A 21663-nucleotide genomic window follows, 5' to 3' on the forward strand; every position below is an offset into this window, starting at 1 on the left:
CTTTCATGGATGCAAACATTCAGGTAGTATTGACATGCTCATCACAATTTTTTAACAAAAATATTGCTCAAACTGATTCGCGCTACTAGAAGGCGGCACGGACGCGAATCTCCGGTTAGCGGGATCACCCGGTAGCGGAGTGGGCGGATAAAGCCAACGCTCGGTTAGTGTGAAAAGGAAGAGCAGAACCAGAAGCGCTCGAAGGAGAGGTTAATGGAAAGCAAAGTAGTAGTTCCGGCGGAAGGTCAAAAAATCACCCTGAAAGATGGCAAACTGAACGTCCCTAATAACCCGATTATCCCGTTTATCGAGGGTGATGGTATCGGTGTTGATGTGACCCCAGCGATGCTGAAAGTGGTGGATGCCGCCGTTGAGAAAGCCTATAAAGGCGAGCGTAAAATTTCCTGGATGGAAGTTTACACCGGCGAAAAATCGACCCAGGTTTATGGCCAGGACGTCTGGCTGCCTGCCGAAACTCTTGATCTGATTCGTGACTATCGTGTTGCTATCAAAGGCCCTCTGACGACGCCAGTTGGCGGCGGTATTCGTTCTCTGAACGTTGCCCTGCGCCAGGAGCTGGACCTGTACGTCTGCCTGCGCCCGGTACGCTACTACCAGGGTACGCCAAGCCCGGTTAAACATCCTGAACTGACCGATATGGTTATCTTCCGTGAAAACTCAGAAGATATCTATGCGGGCATCGAATGGAAAGCAGACTCCGCTGAAGCCGAAAAAGTTATCAAATTCCTGCGTGATGAGATGGGCGTGAAGAAAATTCGCTTCCCGGAACATTGCGGCATCGGCATCAAGCCGTGCTCCGAAGAAGGCACCAAACGCCTGGTTCGCGCTGCTATCGAATATGCCATTACCAACGACCGTGATTCGCTGACGCTGGTACACAAAGGCAACATCATGAAGTTCACCGAAGGCGCCTTTAAAGACTGGGGCTACGAGCTGATTCGCGAAGAATTCGGCGGTGAACTGATTGACGGCGGCCCGTGGCAGAAGGTTAAAAACCCGAACACCGGTAAAGAGATCATCATCAAAGACGTTATCGCTGACGCCTTCCTGCAGCAGATCCTGCTGCGTCCGGCCGAGTATGACGTTATTGCCTGTATGAACCTGAACGGCGACTACATCTCTGACGCCCTGGCGGCGCAGGTTGGCGGTATCGGTATTGCACCGGGCGCGAACATCGGTGACGAGTGTGCGCTGTTCGAAGCGACCCACGGTACTGCACCGAAATACGCCGGCCAGGACAAAGTGAACCCAGGTTCCATTATCCTCTCCGCTGAGATGATGCTGCGCCACCTGCAGTGGTTCGAAGCCGCAGACCTGATCGTTAAAGGCACCGAAGGCGCAATCGCCGCTAAGACCGTGACCTATGACTTTGAACGTCTGATGGAAGGCGCTAAACTGCTGAAATGTAGCGAGTTTGGCGACGCGATTATCGCGAACATGTAATCCAGTCTCTGGGTTAGACAAAAACGGGAGCCATTGAGCTCCCGTTTTTATTATCATCCAACGCTTTCCCCAAAATCTTCTCCAAAACTATTCCCCAAAACCGACGAAAAATTATACCGATTTATTTCCTACAACGACCTATTCTTTGACTCGGTCATCGTTGTAGTTATCCGCCATTTCTTAGATTTATGGCCTAACAGTTTTGAGTATCCAAACCCTGTTCACGATATAAACGTTCAGAAAGAGACCTCTGCTCATGAAAGGTGGGCGCAGTTCCGTCATCCCGGATATCTGACAGCTTCATATTGCATATGTCACCAATGCGTTGGCAGGTCAACTGCACCGTCTCAAAAGACGTCTACACAACGCTGGCCGACCTTGTTAAGGGCATTTATCAGTCCGACCCTCAGCTCAGCTAATGCCTTTGCTTTCTCTTCAAGCTGTTCGAGCTTGCGGTGCAGACAGGCCTGCTTTTGCGCAACGGTAAATTGGTCTTCTATCCAGACAGCTAAGACATCAGAAATCTCTGCCAGAGTAAACCCCAGCATTTTGGCATGTTTGATCATTTTTAAACGTTGCAAATCCACCGCGGAATAGACTTTATAGTTGTTGCTGCCATTAGGTTGAGGAATTTTCTCCAGCAATCCCAGTCTTTCATAGTAGCGTACCGTATCCTTAGATAACCCCGCTTTTACACACAGCTCACCGATTCTCATATTGCCGCCCTTACCTCGTATAAAATCACTCTGGACCGTTGACCTAAGTGCACGGTTTATCTTGTTGTGCGCATAATGGCAAACAGGAAACATGGTATGAATTCTTTTGATTATACAGGGAAAACAGCGCTGGTTACGGGGGCATCCTCAGGAATAGGGAGGGTCTTCGCTCAACAGCTGGCTGCTCGCGGTGTGGTACTGATCCTAACGGCTCGCTCAGAGCTAAAACTGCAGGTTCTCGCGGCCGAGTTAGAAAGGGATCATGGTGTATCAGTGACTATCATTGTGCAGGACTTAATGGCATCTGATGCCATTCCGCACATTGCGGCACGACTTGATGCATTACGGCTTTATCCCGATATTCTTATTAATAACGCTGGCTTTGCGACATATGGGCCGTTCGAAACGCTATCTCTTGAGCGACAACGTGAAGAAATAAAAGTTAACTGCCTGGCGCCCGTCGAACTCACTCACGCTATGCTGCCCAAAATGCTGCTAAGCGGTTCCGGTGTGATTATTAACGTCGCCTCTACAGCCGCTATGCAACCAGATCCATATATGGCGGTTTATGGTGCCACGAAATCATTTTTGCTTTCATTTTCGAATGCGCTTTGGGCGGAATATCGCGCGCGCGGCATCCGCGTATTGGCGCTTTGCCCCGGCGCAACGGATACGGCCTTTTTTGATGTGGTCAATGCGCAGAAGGCTTCAGTGGGTAAACGAATGTCGGCTGAAAGCGTGGTAAAACAGGCGCTATACGCCGTTGATACTAACCGTAATTATCTGATTACTGGCTGCAAAAACTGGTTGCTCGGCCAGTTACAACGTTTCGTTACGCGCCAGCGCCTCTTGCTCATTGCAGAAAAAGTCTTACGCCCAAAGCCAGCGCGAGATTAATCGCAGCTGGGCCTGGACATCAATGTGTGCAAGCCCAAAAACCTTTATGAACTGCCATCGAACATAAGGGGGAGACGGCAATGACCGGGCGCTGCGACAGGTAAGCAACGGAAATATCGCGCACATGGCGTAAAGGTTAACCGGCAACCGCTTATCTGTCTTAATCATCAAGGGCAGGGTCCGAATATTCGACCTCAGCAAGCACATGCTCAGGTCGAATTGCAAAGCGGGTCTGGAGAGAGTCTTCAGCGAGTTACTGCATGACGCCGGTCCAGCCGTGATAGCCCATATAAATCCCCACCAGAGCAATCAACACGCAGGAAAAATAGGGAGCACGTCGCGCCAGCGTATCAAGACCACTCCAGCGTTTTGTCGCCTGCCGCACGCTGTATGCCGCAGTAGCACCGACCGTGACCAGGGTGATCGCCAGACCGACGCTGAAGCATAAAACCAGCGCCGCGCCGAGCGAAAATTCTTTCACCTGGATGCAAAGCAGAAGCACGGTGATGGCCGCCGGGCACGGGATCAGTCCGCCCGTCAGACCAAAGAGGATTATCTGACCCGTGGTCACATTCCGGTTGGCAAAACGTTTTGCAATGTCGTTGGCGTGCGCTTTTTCATGTGCATCCTGGTACTCCTGTGATGATGCATCCACTCCTGCCAGCGCCGAACGATCGTGATGGTGCTCATGGAATGTCAGGTCGTAGTCATGAACATGGCCGCGATGGCCCAGCGTCAGACGAACATCAAAGCTGTGCGGTTCAGGGATAGTCTTTGTGGACTCCATGAAACCGTCCATGTCGACAAAATCGAAAACCTGCGAGGAAGTGCCTTGCCCCCGGTTTGTCTCCAGTGACACATCCCGCGTTTGCCAGCTGCGTCCGCTCAGGGTGCGCAAACGCCAGCGCGCTAACTGTCCTTCTGCAAAAATAGAGAGTTCAACTCGACCGTGGCCGGTATCAATAATCCGCGTTTCGGCATGATGATGATGGCCGTGCGTATGCTCTTCTTCCTGCTCCCGTTGCCACAGGCGCTCTCCGCGCCAGGTGCGCCAGAACATCCAGGCCGCAGTGCCCAGAATGATGACGGCAGAAATGAGCTGAAACCAGGGTTCAGCCGATTCAGCGGTGAATTTGCGGCTTATATACATGCCGCCTGCCGCAATCATCCAGACTATTACCGTATGCGAAAGCGTGGCGGCGAGGCCCAGCATAACGGCCTGCTTCACCGTGCCGCGGATAGCGATGATAAAAGCCGCCATCATCGTTTTTGAGTGACCGGGCTCCAGGCCGTGCATGGCACCGAGAAGGATCGCGCTGGGGATGAAGATCCAGGCATTGCCCTGCTGCAAAAGCGTTGTGAATTCAAACATGAGGATGATCGACATAGTAGAATACGTGACGGGAATTCTACTCCCCCCCAGTACCAAATACTACCCCCCAGTAGAACGACAATGATATAATCTCTAATAATTTACAGCTTTTAAGAGGGCAGCATGTCACACACTATTCGTGATAAACAGAAACTTAAGGCCCGGGCCAGTAAAATCCAGGGACAGGTCATTGCGCTAAAAAAAATGCTCGATGAACCTCATGAATGCGCTGCCGTACTACAGCAAATTGCCGCCATTCGTGGAGCAGTCAATGGCTTGATGCGTGAGGTTATTAAAGGCCATCTGAGCGAACACATTGTTCATGAAGAGAGTGAAGCAAAACGTGAGGGTGATTTAGACGTAGTGCTGAAAGTTTTAGACTCTTATATTAAATAAATCAATTACCTGACACTCACCCGCGTTGTAGATTAATCAGGCTGCCTGGGCGATAAACTGAAGCGGTCAGCGTATGGGTGACTGTTGCACCTTAAATCACCCTCCGGCGCCATCGAAGCCACTCCATGCAATATGTTGAAATCAGCAATCGGGTAGCCATTTTGGCGCTTGAAACCAGGCACTAATAATTTCGCACGATCCTCTCTGTAACCCGACCCGGAATTCCCCTTCAGTTAGTACTTAATTCAAAATTAATACTGATCGTTATATCCAGAATCGTGAACGGTTATTCGAGCGGGCGGCCCTCGGCGTCAACGTCTGATTGAGACTGGAGCACATTGGTCAGGGCAGGGCCACAGCATAAGATTTAACTCATTTATCTGCTGGGTATTACGGCGTAATCGGGCGGCCCGCGTCGAGCGTTGATGAGGGGCAAGTATTGGCGAAATAATGGCGCTCAATGTAAAGCTTTGTATGATCTTCTGCACGGTTTCTCCTCAATTTTCGCTCATTAACTGCAGCTCTTTTTGGCATAGCGGCGGAGAGGAACCAAAAGCCAGATAATTGCGGTGCGTTATTACTGTTTTCATTACTATGATTTATAAGAATATTAATGAGTGTTTGGTGGTTGAGTATTTTCCAATATCTATTTCTTTGTTCCTCTATCGATGGCCTTACGTTTATTTACATATAAACCGCAAAGCCATCAAATAATGTAGAAAAAAAGGAGGATCTATTTCGGCGTGTATACAATGAGAATCACTCTCATTATCATAAGCATTTACTTACAAATATTAACTCTTCTGGGGATTATTTAAGTGAATGTAACTTTAGATAAAAAGCGCCCAATTGCGCTGTTTTTGGCCGGCTTGCTCAGCTCACCCGTTTTTGCACAAGAAGCCACGGAGAAATTGGCTGACGACGAAACGATGCTCGTCACCGCCGAACAGGTGCTCAAACAGCAGCCCGGTGTGTCAATTATCACCGAAGAAGATATTCAAAAAAGCCCTCCTGTTAACGATCTTGCCGACATCATCCGCAAAATGCCGGGTGTGAACCTGACCGGCAATGGCGCCAGCGGCAGCCGCGGTAACAATCGGCAAATCGACATCCGCGGCATGGGCCCGGAAAACACCCTGGTGCTGATTGACGGCGTGCCGGTGAGCTCTCGCAACTCCGTGCGCTACAGCTGGCGCGGCGAACGCGACTCTCGCGGCGATACCAACTGGGTGCCGGCAGAAATGGTGGAACGTATTGAGGTGATTCGCGGCCCGGCAGCGGCCCGCTATGGTTCTGGCGCTGCGGGCGGCGTGGTCAATATTATTACTAAACGCCCCACCAATGACTGGCATGGCTCGCTCTCCCTCTTCACCAATCAGCCGGAAAGCAGCAAAGAAGGTGACACCCGACGCGCTAACTTCAACCTCAGCGGCCCGCTGGCGGGTGACGCGCTAACGATGCGTCTGTATGGCAATATCAACCGCACCGATGCCGATGCCTATGACATCAATACCGCACAAAACGGTTCCTATGCTGCGGGTCGCGAAGGCGTGCGTAATAAAGATATCAGCGGCGTGCTCTCCTGGAAAATCACCCCGGCCCAGATCGTTGATTTCTCCTATGGCTATAGCCGTCAGGGCAATATCTACGCGGGCGATACGCAAAACAGCAACAGTAATAGCAGCGCTGGTGGCTTAGTAGAGTCGCTCTATGGCGATGAAACCAACCGCTTATACCGTCAAAACTATGGCATCACTCACAACGGTATTTGGGATTGGGGGACGTCCAGACTTAACTTTAACTATGAAAAGACCAATAACACCCGTTTAAAAGAGGGCACCGGCGGCAGTACGGAAGGGATGATCAACAGCGATGTCTACTCAACCAGCCGGCTGGAAAGCTATCGGGCGGGCGGGGAGGTCAGCTTCCCGCTGCAGCTGCTGGTCGATCAAACGGTGACCCTCGGCGCGGAGTGGAACCGCGATGAGCTCAACGATCCCGCCTCCATGCAGTCGTCGAGTACTAACCTCTATTTACCGGGTAGCTCAGGCGATCCGTCCCAGCGCAGCAGTGAAAACTCGGCCACGATTAGCTCACTCTATTTCGAGGATAATATTGCCGCGACCGACAGCACCGAGGTGATTCCGGGGCTGCGCTTTGATTATCACGATAATTTCGGCGCTAACTGGAGCCCAGGCCTGAATATTTCGCAGGGGCTGGGGGAATATTTCACCATGAAAGCCGGTATCGCCCGCGCGTTCAAAGCGCCTAATCTTTATCAGTCAACGCCGGGCTACCTGCTTTCTACGCGCGGCAACGGCTGCCCGATTGGCCTCAGTCAATGTTATTTACTGGGTAACGACAATCTCGACCCTGAAATTAGCGTGAACAAAGAGGTGGGTCTGGAATTCAGTCATGCGGGCTATGCCGCGGGTATTACCTACTTCCGCAATGACTACAAAAATAAAATCGTCTCTGGCACTTCGGCTATTTACAGCAACGGCGCCTATAACGTGCTGCAGTGGGAGAATGGCGGTAAAGCTATCGTTGAAGGGCTGGAAGGTAACCTGACCATTCCTCTGATTGCCGATACGCTGGAGTGGCGCTCTAACGCCACCTACATGTTCCGTTCTGAAAGCAAGAAGACCGGCAATCCGCTGTCGGTGATCCCGGAATTTACCATCAACTCCCAGCTGGAATGGCAGGCCACTGAAGATCTGAGCGCGAACGTTAACTGGACGCAATATGGTCGGCAGAAACCGCGCCAGTATGCGGAAACGTCCCTTGAAAACAATAACGGCCTTTCACAACGTGAAATTAGTCCTTATTCCATCGTTGGCCTGAACGTTAACTACGATATTACCAGGAATCTGCGCGCCAATGCGGGTATCAACAACCTGTTTGATAAGCAGATCTACCGTGAGAACGCGGGGGCTTCAACCTATAACGAACCGGGTCGCGCTTATTACGCCGGCGTAACCATGTCGTTTTAATCAACGGGGCGGTCTTCAGGCCGCCCTCATTGTTTTTATCGCTGCCGGCTCAATCAGGGCGCGGATCGGAAGAGGGGGAGGAACCGTCCGTCGCTTCCGGGTGTATCTCCTCGCCATGCGTGCTGATCAGCTGCGTCAGCGCGATTTGCTCCTGGAATTTGGTCAACAGAAGCTCAGCGTCCGTTTTCAGAACCTCTTCGGACGATTCAAGAACGGAATTTATCGCCTTAGAAACGCTGCCTACCAGTTCTGATACGCCGCCTTCCTTGCCGATGGCCAGCATTAAGGCGCTGATAAGTAATGACTGTGCTTCAACCTGAGCAGCAAGCTGTTTGCTTTCTGCGTCCATAGAAGAGATTTTCGCGATTATGCTGAGAATGACATTGTTCATGATACTCCTCAAATCAATAAGATAAACGGGGTTGCCGATGGCTATCTTCGTTGTTGGTGCGGCGAAATACCCATAGCACATAAATATGCCAGAAAAAATATCTTCAGTGTTAGCAGGGCTGCGATCTTGTCGCCATGTTGTCACAACACGGGCCGTTTTCCCGATGCGGATATCCTCAACCAGCGTTCACCGGGGTCGGTACGCGAGCATACGTCATCTGAAAAAAGAGAATCAAGCAGAGAAGTGCGTGTTTATATTAAGATGGTGCGGCTGTTATTTATCCTCATGCCTTAATAATGCCTATTTTGTTTAATTTTAAATAATTTTAGCGCTGCGGTGATGTGTAAAAATAAACTTTATCAATGCGGTTGTTCTGACCTGAAAATAACAATAAGATATTTTTTATTAATAAGTTTCAACAACGTCCGGCGCTGATAATATCAGGCCAACTTAATAGAGATAATACGATGAAAAAAATCATTCTGGCCCTGGCCTTCGCTACCGTCGCGCTTCCTGCCTTTGCTAATCATCCCGTCGCCCGCACCACCATTGTGGCTAAGTCCGACCACCCCGTTGCCGCCGCTGCCGTCACCGGCGATAACACCAAACATCCTGTCGCCACCGCCGATGCGCTGAGCTGCAATGACGGGCACTGCATTAAAGACAATAGCGTCCGTCGTTAATTCCGCAGATTGCTGAACCTATTTTTAGCCGAGCGCTGAGCGAGCAAGGAGCGGAATTTCCTGCCCCAAATGCGGAGGTTAAAATATCGCCGTGAACGCACGTTCATTCACCTGCGCGGTCAGGAAGCCGCGGTTTTACGCTCGGCGAAATAGTGCGCCGGGGTACTGCCCATCATTTTTCTGAACATGGTGATGAAGGCATTCACGGACTCATAGCCCAATTGAGCCGCGACGTTCTGCACGGAGGTGCCGCTGGCCAGCTCCCGTAGCGCAATAATCAGGTGCAGCTGCTGGCGCCAACGCCCGAAGGTTAAGCCCGTCTCGCGCTGCATCAGCCGCGCCAGCGAGCGCTCGCTGAGCGCTAGCCGCTTCGCCCACTCCTGCAGCGTGCTGCGATCCTCCGGATGGCTCACCAGCGCATCGGCCATGGCGCGTATTTTGGCATTCGCCGAGACCGGCAGGCTGAAGTTCTGCTGCGGCATGGCGGCCAGCTCATCGAGCGTTACTCGGGTCAGCCTGGCGGCGTGGCTGTCTGCCGAATAGCCGACCTCCTCGCGGGTTAAGCGCTCGACCAGCTCTTTGATCAGCCCGGATACCGCCAGGGTACAGCAGCGTTCCGGCAGCGCCGCGGCGCCGGGCTCAATGAATAAATAGTTGAGATGCGCGTTCCACGTGGCTTTAGCGCTATGAGGGACGCCGCCGGGGATCCACACGGCGCAGTCGGGTGGGACGATCCACAGGTTGTTCTCCGCGCGACAGATAACGGCGCCGTAAAGCGCGATAATCAGCTGCCCCTTACGGTGGGTGTGGACCGGCACTTCCGCGGCGTAATCAACGAAATCAAGCTGCCGGGCGACCGCCGGCGATCCTGCGGCGTCCGGGTCAAAGAATGTGGTGGCGTATTGGGACGGCATCGTATTGGCAGTATTTAGGTATTTTTTGACAGAATATAGTATTTAATGAGATGCGCAACCCGGTAATAATTGCCGGCATGAGCCAAATAAACGATTGTCCCTCCCGCCTGCTGCGGGCTAAAAGCGTGGTCTTCCGTCGTGCGGGGGCGCTACTCTCCTCGCCCGGCCTCCTGAGCGATGCCGGCGCTCTGCTCTATTCCGCGAGAAGTTTTGCGGCCGCGATGCTGGCATATTACCTCGCCTTATCCATCGGCCTGGAAAGGCCCTCCTGGGCCATTATTACCGTCTACATTGTGTCGCAAACGTCGGTGGGCGCGTCGCTGAGCCGGTGCGTCTATCGCCTGATCGGCACGATAGCCGGCGCCGGGGCGACCGTACTGATCGTGCCGGCCTTTGTTAATATGCCGCTGGTCTGCAGCGCGGTGCTCGCCGGCTGGATCACCTTCTGTCTTTACCTGTCGCTGCTTGAGCGCACGCCCCGCGCCTATGCGTATGTATTAGCCGGCTACACCGCCAGCCTGATCGGCTTTCCCGCGGTGCTCGATCCCGGCGCCATTTTTGATGTCGCCATCACCCGGGTGCAGGAAATCACCATCGGCATCTTCTGTGCAGCGCTGGTCCACAGGTACGTTTTGCCAAAGCGGCTCTCCGGAGTGTTTAACAGCAAGGTTGCGGATACGCTGCGCGCCGTGCGCCAGACCCTCGCCCACGCGCTAACGGGTAAACCCGATGAGGCCGCGGGTAGCCTGCAGCTGGCGCTGGCGCTGCAGTTCCTGCAGGGCGTCAATCACCATCTCCCCTATGACTTTGCGATCCCGGGACTTGCCCGCAACGGCCGAAAAGCGATCCATGACCGGCTGGCGCAGCTGCTGGTGGTCAGCTGCGAATTACGCGATCGCCTGCAGATGAACGGCGCCATTCCGGGCGATCTGCAGCGGCTGCTGGAGGAGGTCAAAACATGGCTGACCTGGGAGGAGGCGGGGCCGCGGAAAATAGCGGGAGACGCGCTGGCAGAACGCAGCGCACGCCTCACGGCGCGGCTCGCGGCCGATGCGCAGACGTTTGCCCGACACCAGCAGGTGAGCCTGGCTCGTCACCTTCAGCAGGCAATCATCCTGCTGCAGCAGTGCGAGCGACTCGCTGACGCCATCCGCCATGCGCAGCCCGCGCAAATAGCGGCCGAAGGCAGGGCGGTAAAAGGCTACGTTTTCCACCGCGACGGCCTGTCGGCTGCGCGTACCGCGTTGGGCGCTTTCACGATAATAGCGAGCGGCTGCGCGGTATGGATTGACTCTGCCTGGCCCGATGGCGGCACGGCGGTTTCCATTCTCGGAGTCTGCTGCACGCTGTTTGGCAGTTTCGATACTCCGGCGCCCCATATCGTTAAGTATATCGTCGGCTCGGCCTATGGCGTGGCGGCCAGCCTGCTCTACAGCTTCGTGCTTCTCCCCCAGATTACCGATTTCAGCGTGCTGGTTGCGGCGCTGGCCCCGGTCTATTTGCTGGCCGGCTCGCTGCAGGCGCGGCCGCCCACCACGTTTATGGCCATGGGGATTACGCTGACGCTGCCCATTTTATGCGAGCTGGGCCCTCACTATAGCGGCGACTTCGCGGTGGCGATCAACACGGCCATCGCCCTGTTTGCCGCCACCGGTTTTGCCGTAGCGAGCATGGGCGTGCTGCAAACGGTGCAGGCAGACTCCGCCATCAATCGCCTGCTGCGCATTTGCCGCCGCGACGTCAGGCGCAGCCTGAAGGGGACGTTTGCGCCGGATGAGGCGCAGTGGACGAATCTGATGATTGACCGCACGGCGCTCCTGCTGCCGCGCCTGCCGCGAAGCCGGCAATCGTCGGGGCAGGCGCTCAACCACATGCTGCACCATCTGCGCGTGGGGCTCTGCGTGATGCGGTTACGCCACCTGCGTCTTCAGATGGGGAGCGAGGCGGCGAAAGAGATTAACGCGCTATTTTCCCTGCTGGCCCGTGGGGAAGAGGCCGCCGTCTTACGCCAGCGGATCCTGGCCATAGCGGAGCGCTATGCGCCGGCGACGGATGGCCTATCGCGTCGGCTGACGGACGAGCTTGTCGATCTGCACTGTGCCTTAAGTGAACAAAACAGGAAGTCATCCGATGATGAGTGACGTTAATTTTGGCGGAGTCTTCGTTCCCGGTCTGCTGGTGGTCGCGCTGGTGACCCTGCTGTGCACGCTGCTGCTGGTGGCGCTTTTCGCCTTCAGCAGGCTATACCGCAGTTTGCCCTGTCGTCCGCTGATTGGGCTCTCGACCTATATTTTCACCTTTTTCCTGCTGCTGCAGGGACTGAACGCGCTGGGGTTATTAGCATGAAGTCATTTCTGTCTCTCCTGAGCCGCTACGCGCTGACGCTTATTGCGGTCGCGGCGGCATCCATTCTGGCTTTCATGATGTGGAAGCATTATGCCCAGAGACCCTGGACCCGGGATGGCCGGGTGCGCGCGGATGTGGTGCGGATTGCGCCGGATGTTTCCGGGCCGGTGAACGGCGTGGCGGTGAGGGATAATCAGTGGGTCAATCGGGGCGATGTGCTCTATACCATCGATCCGCACTGGCTGAAGCTGGCGGTAGCCAGCGCCGAGGCCGAAGTTGAAGCCAGGCGCCATGAGATGTCGATGCGTCAGGACGCCGCCCGCAGGCGCGCGCAGCTCAGCAGCGTGATTTCGAAGGAGGATTTACAGCAAACGGGCAGCGCGGCGAACGTCGCGGCGGCGAACTATCACGGCGCGCTGGCGGCGCTGGAGCTGGCGCAGCTCAACCTGGCCCATGCTACGGTTCGGGCGCCGGTCGCCGGCTACGTCACCCATCTCAGGCTGCGTCCCGGCGATTACGCCACCGCCGGAGTGACCACCGTTGCCGTTATCGATGCGCAGAGTTTCTGGGTAGTGGGCTATTTTGAGGAGACGAAGCTGCGCCATATTCGGGTGGGCAACAGCGCGCAGATCGCGCTGATGGGATTTGAAGCGACCATCGCCGGCCACGTTGAGAGTATCGGACACGGCATCGGCGACAGTAATGATGAAACCGGCGGGCTGGGTCTACCGGAGGTAAACCCGACCTTCAGCTGGGTGCGGCTTGCGCAGCGGGTGCCGGTACGTATCCATATAGACAGGCTACCGGCAGGGGTTGAGCTGGTCGCCGGGCTGTCGGCGAGTATCGCCATCACCCCGTAACGAGACTACCTGTTTGCGAGCTCGCGGCGAATAATCTCCGCGCCCGCGCTTAAGGCGTTGAGTTTACCCGTGGCTACCCGGCGAGAGAGGGGAGCCATGCCGCAGTTGGTCGAAGGGTAGAGCTTGTCGGCATCGACAAACTGCAGCGCTTTTCGCAGGGTAGCGGCGACTTCCTCTGCCGTCTCGATGGTATTGGTTGCCACGTCGATGGCCCCGACCATCACTTTTTTACCGCGGATCAGTTCGAGCAGATCCATCGGCACGCGCGAGTTGTGGCACTCCAGCGAGATGATATCAATATTAGAGGTTTGCAGTTTGGGGAACGCTTCTTCGTATTGCCGCCACTCTGAGCCCAGGGTCTTTTTCCAGTCGGTGTTGGCCTTGATGCCGTATCCATAGCAGATATGTACCGCCGTTTCACATTTCAGCCCTTCGACGGCTCTCTCTAAAGCGGCGATCCCCCAGTCATTCACCTCGTCAAAAAAGACGTTAAAGGCGGGCTCATCAAACTGAATGATATCGACGCCGGCCGCCTCCAGCTCTTTTGCTTCCTGATTGAGAATTTTTGCGAATTCCCAGGCGAGTTTTTCGCGGCTTTTATAGTGGTTATCGTAAAGCGTATCGATCATCGTCATCGGCCCCGGCAGGGCCCATTTAATCGGCTGACTGGTGAGCTGGCGCAAAAAGCGCGCATCTTCGACGAAAACGGGCTTTTGACGCGCCACGGCGCCAACAACCGTCGGAACGCTGGCGTCGTAGCGGTTACGTATTTTAACCACCTCGCGTTTCTCAAAATCAACGCCGCTGAGGTGCTCAATAAACGTGGTGACAAAGTGCTGACGGGTTTGTTCGCCGTCGCTGACGATATCGATCCCCGCACGAAGCTGATCATCCAGGGAGAGGCGCAGCGCATCCTGTTTGCCCTCGACGAGCTCCTCGTTGTGCAGTTTCCACGGCGACCACAGGGTCTCGGGCTGCGCAAGCCAGGAAGGTTTCGGTAAGCTGCCGGCGGTTGAAGTCGGTAATAACGTTTTCATAATGGATGACCTTTATTTTCTATTAATCAAAGAGGGCAGCTAGCAGACCATTGCGCAAGAATATTCTGGTATGGTTTGATGAAATGCTCTTCGGTAAATTTTCCCTGCTCAATAGCCAGCCGGCTACGCTCTTCCCGGTCATAAACGATTTTGGTCAATGAATGATCCTGGTGATTCAGGTTGGGCTGATAGTATTGCCCTGCTGCGGAGTTGGCGTTGTAAATCTCCGGGCGGTAAATTTTCTGGAATGTCTCCATGGTGCTGATGGTGGCGATCAGCTCAAGGTCGGTGTAATCACTCAGCAGATCCCCGGTGAAATAAAAGGCCAAAGGCGCCGCGCTATTTTTAGGCATGAAATAGCGAACCGTTAAGCCCATTTTTCCGAAATACTCTTCGGTCAAAGACGATCCGTTTTGCTGGTATTCGATACCTAATACCGGATGCTGGTTGCCGGTTCGCTGGTAGGTATCCTTACTTGAAATGCTTAAGCAGATGACCGGCGGTTTTTTAAAGTTCTCTTTATATTCGCTGGAGCTAACAAAGTTTTTAAATATATTGCCGTGCAGCACGCCGAAGTTGTCCGGGATGCTAAACTGCGCCTGGTTCTTATTGTGCTCTAACAGCACGACGCTAAAGTCATAATCTCGCACGTAGGATGAGAAATTATTCCCCGCAATACCGTCAAGGCGCTGCTGGGTCTTTTTATCAATAATATTGGGTTTTAAAATTTCGATCGCCGGGAAGGTTTCGCCATTGGCTTCGAGCTTCATTTCAACAGAAATAATTTCAAGTTCGACAGCATAGCGATCGCCTTTAGGGTTATCCCAATGCGCCAGCGTATTAAAACGATTGTCAATCATCACCAGCGTGTTGCGCAAATTCTGCTGCCGCTCTTTCCCGCGGGCTAAATTCGCGAAGTTGGTGGTAATACGCGTATTTTCAGAAGGATTATAGTTTTCATCGAAAAGCGTGCGCTTAACCGTAAACGTAAAGTCTTTATTCATCGCGATCTGGTATCCCTGGTTCTAACATGAAAACTGAATTTGCGTGGTGATTTTCCAGCAGCGGCTGGTCTTTTCGTCCGCCGCTGTTCATGTTGTCAATAAGTTAATATTGTGTATTTATGCCAGAGGCGTTAGATGAGCGAAAGCGACTTAATTTCATTACAACATGAGCTATCTTCATGATCCGGGAAACAGCAGAATGCGTCGGCGTTGTGCACGGCCCTTGAGTGGAGGATTTCCCCCATCAACCGATGGGGGAAGGGCGCTGCGCGGAGGTTTTGGCGGGGATTAGCTTTCGCAGAAGCGCAGCCTGTTGCCAAAGGGATCGTGAACCTCGAGGGTTTTTCCCCACGCCTGGTGCACGATTTCCGGCCGCCCGTAGCCGTAATTCTTGTGCCTTAACTCATCCCTGAATAATTCAATGTTGCGCATCGGTATGAAAATTGTCGCTCCCGGGCTGGCGTCTCCGTGATGTTCAGAGAGGTGAATCTGCAGGCCGTTTCGGCCGATCCCGAGATAAAGGGGGAGGTCTGGCGCGAAACGATGCTCAAATTCAACGCTGAAGGCGAGGAAATCGACGTAGAATTCGCGCGCTTTACGCTCGTCAAACATGCGTAAAATGGGGATGCTTTTTTCAAATGAGACCGCAGCGGGCGCCGCTGGCGGATCTAACCTTGCCGCTGCCGTATTCCAGTCCTTATAGCCCAGCTGCTGCGCCACAATTTCAAGCGCGGAAGAGTGGGGGAGGGTGACGTTGCGCGACTCAAGGGAGTTGCGCAGTTTGGTTGCCATAAGCTTTGCCTGCTCGATCGAAAACATCATTTTCTCCTGTCGTCAGGGCATTTTGGCGCTCGCATTACCAAACCCCGATCGTCACAAGATGTGAGCTAAGCAACGTGGGTCAATGATGTGCTTTCACCTTTTCCTTCCGGAAGCGAGCGGCGGGCAGCACGGGCCAGGGATTAAAATATATAATGAGGGTCAATGACGCAAGCCCTGCGCCAGGCCGCTATCCCTGAATGAAAAAAGCGCTAACAGCGGGCGTCGGTTTCTTCGTCCGACCGTCGCCGATCGCTGGCGTACCGCTTATCGCTGCCCGTAGGTTCTTAAGCGGCTTAACGCGGATGAGCGCTTTTGCTCGGGCGCGCCGTTTGGGAAACCCCTCGCAAACGGGGCAGGTGGCCTGGTATATCGGCTAAAATTACGGGTATAATCCCACGCATTATTCAACGGGTTCAGAAGCGGAAATGACAAAACTTACCTTACAAGAGCAGATGCTAAAAGCGGGTCTGGTGACCAGCAAGAAAATGGCTAAAGTCCAAAGAACGGCTAAAAAATCACGGGTTCAGGCGCGTGAGGCCAGAGAGGCGGTGGAAGAAAACAAAAAGACCCAGCTTGAGCGTGATAAGCAGCTGAGCGAACAGCAAAAGCAGGCCACCTTATCGAAAGAGTATAAAGCGCAGGTCAAGCAGCTGATTGAAATGAACCGAATCAGCGTCGCCAGAGGCAATATCGATTTTAACTTCACCGATAACAACTTAATTAAAAAAATCGTGGTCGATAAGCCAACCCACGCTCAGCTGATTAGCGGCCGTCTCGCCATCGCGCGCCTGATTGCTGAGGGCAGCGGCGAGAACGAATACGCGATTATCCCCGCCGTCGTCGCCGATAAAATTGCCCAGCGCGATGCCAACAGCATTGTCTTAAACAGCGCGCTGAGTCAGGAAGTGCAGGATGAAGACGATCCGTACGCCGACTTCAAAGTGCCTGATGATTTGATGTGGTAAATCTGCCTGTGCCGCCGCGTTCAGATGAAAAGTCCTGTCGGACTTTTCATTCACTCTGCGGTGCGGATAGCTTTTGCAAAACGCGGCCTTGGTCCCGGACGCTGCGCCATGCGCTGGCGGGGCTTTAGCCGCGGGCCCGTTCGCAGGTTCTCAGACTTTGAGCATTTTCACCGTGGCATCGACGTCTATCTCGTCTTCCGAGAAGATTAACGTCGTCCCCTGGAAGGTGGTGATCGCCAGCTTTTTCAGCGCGCGCATTTCACCCGGCTCGGCGGCTGCCTTCGGCCGAATGCTGCCCATCAGCGCCCCCACGGAGAGCACCGCATTTTCTTTATCAATGCGGATATCGGCAGGCACTTCTTCGCTGTAGACCAGGTAAGACTTGATCGACGTGAGCTTAATGCGCTCGCCGGCGATATAGATATATTTGCTTTCCGGGGCCACCTTCACCGCATAGGCTGACAGGCCCTTGTTATTGGTCGTGGGCTCAAAAGTCACCGCCGCATCTTTCTTAATCAGCTCCGGATTGGCGACCTTAATCACATGAAAATAACGGTTATCGCCGTTTTCATCTTTGATAAATCCAAAGCCTTTATCTTTAAACCAGGTTGTGATTGTTCCGTTCATCGCCATTACCGCCTACTTAATCGTTTATCTACTGAGTTTTTGCAGCGCGCAGTGTAAAACACAATCCCTGCGCAGACTACGTCTTTGCTTTAAGTCTGGATGATAAATTTCAGCTATGCGAGCAGGCGGCGGCCGGCTAACGGCGAATGAGCCGTGGCCAGGCTCATTCAGCGCGGGTTAACCCGCGCAGACATCGCTCAGGGAATGAGCTTCAGCTGGCGGAACTGGGTAAACAGCTGAAAGAACATCTGCTCGGTTTCACAGTAATCATGGAAGCCGGCGCGGCGTATTTTGCTGCCATCGGCGAACATGTCGTAGTCCCAGCTGAAAACGAAATCGACGAATTCCCAGCCCGTAATGGCGCCGATATTGCTCTCCCTGAGCTGATATTTGGCCGCCATTTTTTGCCAGATGGCCGCTTTATCCGCCATCACCTCCTGCAGCGACATCGGCAGAGGCGAGGCGACCGGCAGATCGAACCAGGCGGCAATACGCGGCCACATCTCCTGCCAGCGGAACAGATCGCCATTATTGACGTTGAACGCCTGGTTCTCAGCCGCCTCGCTGGTGGCCGCCCACAGCGTCGCCCTGGCCAGCAGGCCGGAATCGGTCATCTCAATCAGGCTGTGCCAGGCGCCCGGTCGGCCGGGGAAGCGCAGCGGAATATTGAGCTCCTTGCAGATAGCCGCATACACCGCCAGCGACAGGGCAAGGTTCATCGGATTACCGGTGGATAGCCCGCCCACGACCGACGGGCGTAACGCCGTCCAGTGCCAGTTTGTTCCCGGCTGACGCGCTTCCAGCAGCATCTGCTGCGCCACGTTGAACTCCGGGGGCATATGCCCCGCATCGCTTTCGCGCGCCGGGGTCTTAAACGGGCCAAGATGCGCGCCATAGACCTTATAGCCCTGCATCAGGCTGACGTGCACAAGCCGGGGCGACTGCTCGGCGGCGCTGAGCACGTTATCCAGCATCGTGAGGTTCGGCTCCACCAGTCCGGCCCAGCTATCGGCATGCTGATAGGCGGCATAAAACAGATGGCTGACCGGCAGACTCGCCAGCGCCGCCATCGTCGCCTTGCGATCGTGCAGGTCCACCGCCAGGTAGCGAACGCCGGGACGCGAGGCGCCTCCCCGCCGCGACAGCCCGATGACCTGCCAGCCGGAGCGCTCCAGCTCATCAATAAGCTTGTTTCCGGCGACGCCGTTGGCGCCGGCAACCACGGCCAAACGCTGATGTTGTTGAGTCTTCATGCTAAGCACCTCTTTGCGAGTCGAAAGTGGAATTGCGGGTCAAAAGTGAAACCTGAGCATGATTCATTAGGGATGAAGGCAGAAGAGGGGCATTTGTAATAAGATTAATAACAAAATCTTTGAAGTGAAGACGATGAACAAGCTCAAAGCGATGGAAGTTTTTATCCGGGTGGCTGAAACCGGCAATCTCTCGGCCGCGGCCCGCAGCCTCGGGCTGACCCAGCCGGCGGTCAGCCAGCAGGTGATGGCCCTCGAGCAGAGCCTCGGGGTGGCGTTACTGTTGCGCACCACCCGCTCGGTGACCCTGACCGTGCCGGGCGAGCGCTACTATCAGCAGATCCGCCCAATCCTCGATGCGCTGAGCGAAACGGAAGAGACGCTGCTTGAGCAGCAGCAGAAACTTAGCGGAACGCTGCGCGTGCAGGCGCCAACGGGGATTGGCCAGCATCTTCTGACGCCGATCGTTGTCGCCTTTCAGCAGCAGAATCCGCAGCTCAGCGTCGAGCTGACGCTGGAGGACCGGCTTGCCGATGTGGTGAGCGAGGGCGTCGATCTGGCCATCCGCCTGGGAGAGCCCGCAGGTCTCAGCCAGGTCGTCAGACGGCTGGCTAACGTTCAGCGCGTGCTGGTCGCCGCGCCGCACTATCTGCAGCAGGCGGGGACGCCGGCGCGGCTGTCAGAGCTGGCACAGCACCGGACGCTTCGCTACAGCGGCCTCGCCGCCGGAGACGAACTAACCCTGCAAGGCGCGGGCGGCAAAGAGAGCGTCCGCCTGAACCCTGTCTTTCGCGCCAACAATAGCTTCTCGCTCATTGCCGCGCTGGAGGCGGGGGCCGGGATTGGCGGCATACAGCAGCCGCTGGTGGCCAGGCAGTTGGGACAGGGAACGCTGGTCCAGGTGCTGCCGGAGTACCGCTGGCAGCCACTCGCGCTGTATGCGCTCTATCCTACCCGACGCTTTATCCCGCTGAAGGCGCGGATGCTCACCGAGGCCATTATCAGCGGGATGAGCAACGTCAGTGGAATAGCCATGCACCCGTCCCTGGCCCCTCGCGAAAAATAGCGGGTTGAATTCAGTCGGTCTTTAGCATCCCGAAGCTGACGATCCGCGAGCGGCCGAGCTCTTTTGCCCGGTACAGCGCGGCATCGGCGGCGCGCAGCAGGCTGTCGCTTTGCGTATGCTGCGGGAAGCTGGCAATCCCGATAGAGACATCGATCTGACCCATTTCGCTCAGGCCGTAGCGCAGCGTCATGTTGCGAACGTTGTTGTAGATATCCTCGGCGCAGGCCAGGGCGGACTCTTCGTTGGTCCCGGCGAGCAGGACTAAAAACTCTTCCCCGCCGTAGCGGAAAGCCATGCCGATATCACGCACCGCGCGCTGAACGATGGTCGCCACGTTTTTAATCACCAGATCGCCCGCCTCGTGACCGTACCTGTCGTTGATCGCCTTGAAGTGATCAATATCGATCATCAGGCAGCTCAGCGGCGTGCCGTTGCGCGCCGCCAGGTTCATCTGGGTATGCAGGGCGTCTTCAAGGTGATGGCGATTGCGCAGCCCGGTTAGCGAGTCGAAAAGCGCCTTTTCCAGCAGCGCGCTGCGCAGGCGCTGGTTCGCCAGCGCCAGGCCCAGCGCTTCGGCCATCAGCTCAAGGTAGGCGCGCGAAGGGGCGGTGGCCGGCGTGACGTTTCTGAAGGAGAGCAGGCCGATGGCTTCTCCCTGGGCAATCAGCGGGACGCAAAGCGACCACTGGGCGCTTGACTCCGGCAGATGGTAGCAGGCGATATCCGGCTCGCCGTTGACCGGAGGATGGCTCAGCCCGCGACGCACGGCCCAGCAGTCATCGGGATGAAAGAGCTCGGGCTCATCCGGCGGCGAGAGCCAGCTGGCGACGCAGCGCATCTGCCAGGGATCGAGGTCGAGAATATAGAGCCGCCCGGGGATCTCCGGCGCGATGTTGGGCGCGAAAAGCTCGGCCACTTTAATCACATCCTCGAAAGACTCGCATCCCTGCAGGCGCTGGGTCATCCGCGCCAGCAGCTCGCGGATCGCCCAGTCAGCGTCGCGCTCCTGTTCCAGACGCTGGCGCGCCAGGCCGTTCTCGCGGAAAATGCGGATCGCCTGCGCCATATCGCCAATCTCATCAATCTGGGTGAAGTTAGGCGCCTCGACGGCGTAATCCTGCGAGGCGAGCCTTTGCACGACATCGCTCAGGCGTACAACCGGGTACAGCACCCGGCGCTGCAGAATAAAACCTAGCACAAACAGGAACATCAGTGCCGTCAGCCCGACCATCAGCTCGGAGAGGCTGCGCCAGGTGTGGGACTTCTCGGTGGCCTGCACAATAGCGCCGCTGGCCCGGCCATCCAGCAGCAGGCGGAAGTGGTCGATCTGCGTCTGAATCCGTTCGAGCTCGCGCTCATAGGCCTTGCCGTAGAGCAGGTCGATAGCCTCTCTCTCTTCGCCGCGGGCAACGCTAGCCAGCGCCGCCTGCTGTTCGTCCTGCAGCTCGTCGGCAATGCGTAAACCCTCGCGCAGCAGCGCCAGCTCCTGGGGCGTCGCGCCGCTATCTTTAAGCTTTCCTAGCCGGTGCTCGATAGCGATCGTCGCCTGAGCCTGCTGGCGATACTCCTCTAAAACGTCAGGATTTTTATTGATGACATAGGTCCGCGCGAGGTCTGAAAGCTCCCAGGTGTCGGTTTCGACTTCTTCGGTAAGCTGGTCGAAAATCTGGCGCTGCTGTACCGCCTGGCGTTCGGCAGTATCCGCGTTTGAGGCCATCAGCATCGCAATGCCTGAGGCGAGGGTCAGGGCGACGGTTATACCGTAGGCCCAGTTGGTCATGGTGGCGATTCTCACCGGTAATTTCCTTGCGTGCAGATGAATTTATAACGTTATTTTTTTATTATAGAACCCCGTCCTGT

At 55.2% G+C, this 21663-nt stretch carries 20 protein-coding genes and 1 pseudogene; 10 read left to right on the plus strand and 11 right to left on the minus strand.

Going from position 1 to position 21663, the window contains the following annotated elements; genetic code table 11:
* The first annotated feature begins 213 nt into the window (after nt 1–213).
* Complete coding sequence (gene icd / locus RTE01_RS04160) at nt 214–1464, plus strand: NADP-dependent isocitrate dehydrogenase (protein WP_041145017.1); 1251 nt, start codon at nt 214–216, stop codon at nt 1462–1464.
* A gap of 138 nt (nt 1465–1602) precedes the next feature.
* Here the strand turns inward: icd and RTE01_RS04165 are convergent.
* A pseudogene (locus RTE01_RS04165) lies at nt 1603–1744 on the minus strand (integrase); the annotation flags it as partial.
* Nucleotides 1745–1811: 67 nt separating this feature from the next.
* Nucleotides 1812–2180: a MerR family transcriptional regulator gene (locus RTE01_RS04170; protein ID WP_134525583.1), complete on the minus strand. Its 369-nt coding sequence runs from the start codon at nt 2178–2180 to the stop codon at nt 1812–1814.
* Nucleotides 2181–2276: 96 nt separating this feature from the next.
* Between RTE01_RS04170 and RTE01_RS04175 the strand changes: the two genes are divergently transcribed.
* On the plus strand, nt 2277–3077 hold the full coding sequence (locus RTE01_RS04175) for an SDR family NAD(P)-dependent oxidoreductase (RefSeq protein ID WP_134525585.1): 801 nt from the start codon (nt 2277–2279) through the stop codon (nt 3075–3077).
* 253 nt (nt 3078–3330) lie between these two features.
* On the opposite strand, the gene RTE01_RS04180 is transcribed toward RTE01_RS04175, so the two are convergent.
* Nucleotides 3331–4449, minus strand: a complete 1119-nt coding sequence (locus RTE01_RS04180) for a nickel/cobalt efflux protein RcnA (protein WP_134528449.1) — start codon at nt 4447–4449, stop codon at nt 3331–3333.
* Nucleotides 4450–4572: 123 nt separating this feature from the next.
* On the opposite strand from RTE01_RS04180, the gene rcnR reads away from it, so the two are divergent.
* Entirely contained in the window at nt 4573–4845 is a 273-nt protein-coding gene (rcnR, locus tag RTE01_RS04185; RefSeq protein WP_115193127.1) for a Ni(II)/Co(II)-binding transcriptional repressor RcnR, read from the plus strand.
* An 818-nt stretch (nt 4846–5663) separates the two neighbouring features.
* On the plus strand, nt 5664–7838 hold the full coding sequence (locus RTE01_RS04190) for a TonB-dependent siderophore receptor (protein ID WP_041145020.1): 2175 nt from the start codon (nt 5664–5666) through the stop codon (nt 7836–7838).
* A gap of 49 nt (nt 7839–7887) precedes the next feature.
* Here the strand turns inward: RTE01_RS04190 and iraP are convergent, their stop codons facing one another.
* Nucleotides 7888–8229, minus strand: a complete 342-nt coding sequence (gene iraP, locus RTE01_RS04195; protein WP_123551480.1) for an anti-adapter protein IraP — start codon at nt 8227–8229, stop codon at nt 7888–7890.
* 467 nt (nt 8230–8696) lie between these two features.
* On the opposite strand from iraP, the gene RTE01_RS04200 reads away from it, so the two are divergent.
* A complete protein-coding gene (locus tag RTE01_RS04200) occupies nt 8697–8912 on the plus strand; it encodes a hypothetical protein (RefSeq protein WP_115193125.1) in 216 nt (71 codons plus the stop codon).
* A gap of 119 nt (nt 8913–9031) precedes the next feature.
* Here RTE01_RS04200 and RTE01_RS04205 read toward each other — a convergent pair whose 3' ends face one another.
* Nucleotides 9032–9826 carry an AraC family transcriptional regulator gene (locus tag RTE01_RS04205; RefSeq protein WP_076945242.1) on the minus strand — a complete coding sequence of 265 codons (795 nt, stop codon included), beginning with the start codon at nt 9824–9826 and terminating at the stop codon, nt 9032–9034.
* Between the two features lie 77 nt (nt 9827–9903).
* On the opposite strand from RTE01_RS04205, the gene RTE01_RS04210 reads away from it, so the two are divergent.
* Genes RTE01_RS04210 through RTE01_RS04220 form a run of 3 tightly spaced genes read left to right on the plus strand, consistent with a single transcriptional unit; the run spans nt 9904 to nt 13032 of the window.
* The gene (locus RTE01_RS04210) at nt 9904–11967 is read left to right on the plus strand and encodes an FUSC family protein (protein WP_134525587.1); all 2064 of its coding nucleotides are present in this window, start codon (nt 9904–9906) and stop codon (nt 11965–11967) included.
* Nucleotides 11957–12172: a DUF1656 domain-containing protein gene (locus tag RTE01_RS04215; protein WP_041145023.1), complete on the plus strand. Its 216-nt coding sequence runs from the start codon at nt 11957–11959 to the stop codon at nt 12170–12172. The genes RTE01_RS04210 and RTE01_RS04215 overlap by 11 nt, the downstream gene beginning before the upstream one ends.
* Nucleotides 12169–13032, plus strand: a complete 864-nt coding sequence (locus RTE01_RS04220; protein ID WP_041145024.1) for an efflux RND transporter periplasmic adaptor subunit — start codon at nt 12169–12171, stop codon at nt 13030–13032. Before RTE01_RS04215 ends, RTE01_RS04220 begins: the two co-directional genes overlap by 4 nt.
* Nucleotides 13033–13037: 5 nt before the next feature.
* Here RTE01_RS04220 and RTE01_RS04225 read toward each other — a convergent pair whose 3' ends face one another.
* The 3 genes from RTE01_RS04225 to RTE01_RS04235 all read right to left on the minus strand — a co-directional run bounded on the left by RTE01_RS04225 (nt 13038) and on the right by RTE01_RS04235 (nt 15895).
* Nucleotides 13038–14069, minus strand: coding sequence for a methionine synthase (locus tag RTE01_RS04225; RefSeq protein WP_115193124.1), 1032 nt, complete (start codon nt 14067–14069; stop codon nt 13038–13040).
* Nucleotides 14070–14095: 26 nt separating this feature from the next.
* Complete coding sequence (locus tag RTE01_RS04230; protein ID WP_123551241.1) at nt 14096–15073, minus strand: DUF1852 domain-containing protein; 978 nt, start codon at nt 15071–15073, stop codon at nt 14096–14098.
* Nucleotides 15074–15361: 288 nt separating this feature from the next.
* A complete protein-coding gene (locus RTE01_RS04235) occupies nt 15362–15895 on the minus strand; it encodes a glyoxalase superfamily protein (protein WP_227544444.1) in 534 nt (177 codons plus the stop codon).
* A gap of 425 nt (nt 15896–16320) precedes the next feature.
* On the opposite strand from RTE01_RS04235, the gene RTE01_RS04240 reads away from it, so the two are divergent.
* Complete coding sequence (locus RTE01_RS04240; protein WP_141334718.1) at nt 16321–16860, plus strand: DUF2058 domain-containing protein; 540 nt, start codon at nt 16321–16323, stop codon at nt 16858–16860.
* Nucleotides 16861–17010: 150 nt separating this feature from the next.
* Here RTE01_RS04240 and RTE01_RS04245 read toward each other — a convergent pair whose 3' ends face one another.
* Together RTE01_RS04245 and RTE01_RS04250 are read right to left on the minus strand one after the other, a co-directional pair.
* Nucleotides 17011–17493 (minus strand): cold-shock protein, encoded by a 483-nt coding sequence (locus RTE01_RS04245; RefSeq protein WP_041145029.1) that lies wholly within the window; start codon nt 17491–17493, stop codon nt 17011–17013.
* 191 nt (nt 17494–17684) lie between these two features.
* On the minus strand, nt 17685–18740 hold the full coding sequence (locus RTE01_RS04250) for an SDR family oxidoreductase (protein WP_141334720.1): 1056 nt from the start codon (nt 18738–18740) through the stop codon (nt 17685–17687).
* 133 nt (nt 18741–18873) lie between these two features.
* Here RTE01_RS04250 and RTE01_RS04255 point away from each other — a divergent pair, with 133 nt between their 5' ends.
* Complete coding sequence (locus tag RTE01_RS04255; RefSeq protein WP_134525589.1) at nt 18874–19803, plus strand: LysR family transcriptional regulator; 930 nt, start codon at nt 18874–18876, stop codon at nt 19801–19803.
* Between the two features lie 10 nt (nt 19804–19813).
* On the opposite strand, the gene RTE01_RS04260 is transcribed toward RTE01_RS04255, so the two are convergent.
* Nucleotides 19814–21598: a diguanylate cyclase gene (locus RTE01_RS04260; RefSeq protein WP_134525592.1), complete on the minus strand. Its 1785-nt coding sequence runs from the start codon at nt 21596–21598 to the stop codon at nt 19814–19816.
* Nucleotides 21599–21663: the final 65 nt, after the last annotated feature.

Origin of the sequence: Klebsiella terrigena, from assembly GCF_006539725.1 — a bacterium.
Taxonomy (GTDB): domain Bacteria; phylum Pseudomonadota; class Gammaproteobacteria; order Enterobacterales; family Enterobacteriaceae; genus Klebsiella; species Klebsiella terrigena.

What these genes read in the sequence shown, in the direction of transcription:
- rcnR (WP_115193127.1), top strand. Translation starts at nt 4,573, where the DNA reads ATGTCACACACTATTCGTGATAAACAGAAACTTAAGGCCCGGGCCAGT.
- iraP (WP_123551480.1), bottom strand. Translation starts at nt 8,229, where the DNA reads ATGAACAATGTCATTCTCAGCATAATCGCGAAAATCTCTTCTATGGAC.
- RTE01_RS04230 (WP_123551241.1), bottom strand. Translation starts at nt 15,073, where the DNA reads ATGAATAAAGACTTTACGTTTACGGTTAAGCGCACGCTTTTCGATGAA.
- RTE01_RS04235 (WP_227544444.1), bottom strand. Translation starts at nt 15,895, where the DNA reads ATGATGTTTTCGATCGAGCAGGCAAAGCTTATGGCAACCAAACTGCGC.
- RTE01_RS04215 (WP_041145023.1), top strand. Translation starts at nt 11,957, where the DNA reads ATGATGAGTGACGTTAATTTTGGCGGAGTCTTCGTTCCCGGTCTGCTG.
- RTE01_RS04240 (WP_141334718.1), top strand. Translation starts at nt 16,321, where the DNA reads ATGACAAAACTTACCTTACAAGAGCAGATGCTAAAAGCGGGTCTGGTG.
- RTE01_RS04175 (WP_134525585.1), top strand. Translation starts at nt 2,277, where the DNA reads ATGAATTCTTTTGATTATACAGGGAAAACAGCGCTGGTTACGGGGGCA.
- RTE01_RS04220 (WP_041145024.1), top strand. Translation starts at nt 12,169, where the DNA reads ATGAAGTCATTTCTGTCTCTCCTGAGCCGCTACGCGCTGACGCTTATT.
- RTE01_RS04225 (WP_115193124.1), bottom strand. Translation starts at nt 14,069, where the DNA reads ATGAAAACGTTATTACCGACTTCAACCGCCGGCAGCTTACCGAAACCT.
- RTE01_RS04210 (WP_134525587.1), top strand. Translation starts at nt 9,904, where the DNA reads ATGAGCCAAATAAACGATTGTCCCTCCCGCCTGCTGCGGGCTAAAAGC.
- RTE01_RS04245 (WP_041145029.1), bottom strand. Translation starts at nt 17,493, where the DNA reads ATGGCGATGAACGGAACAATCACAACCTGGTTTAAAGATAAAGGCTTT.
- RTE01_RS04250 (WP_141334720.1), bottom strand. Translation starts at nt 18,740, where the DNA reads ATGAAGACTCAACAACATCAGCGTTTGGCCGTGGTTGCCGGCGCCAAC.
- icd (WP_041145017.1), top strand. Translation starts at nt 214, where the DNA reads ATGGAAAGCAAAGTAGTAGTTCCGGCGGAAGGTCAAAAAATCACCCTG.
- RTE01_RS04200 (WP_115193125.1), top strand. Translation starts at nt 8,697, where the DNA reads ATGAAAAAAATCATTCTGGCCCTGGCCTTCGCTACCGTCGCGCTTCCT.
- RTE01_RS04205 (WP_076945242.1), bottom strand. Translation starts at nt 9,826, where the DNA reads ATGCCGTCCCAATACGCCACCACATTCTTTGACCCGGACGCCGCAGGA.
- RTE01_RS04180 (WP_134528449.1), bottom strand. Translation starts at nt 4,449, where the DNA reads ATGTTTGAATTCACAACGCTTTTGCAGCAGGGCAATGCCTGGATCTTC.
- RTE01_RS04255 (WP_134525589.1), top strand. Translation starts at nt 18,874, where the DNA reads ATGAACAAGCTCAAAGCGATGGAAGTTTTTATCCGGGTGGCTGAAACC.
- RTE01_RS04170 (WP_134525583.1), bottom strand. Translation starts at nt 2,180, where the DNA reads ATGAGAATCGGTGAGCTGTGTGTAAAAGCGGGGTTATCTAAGGATACG.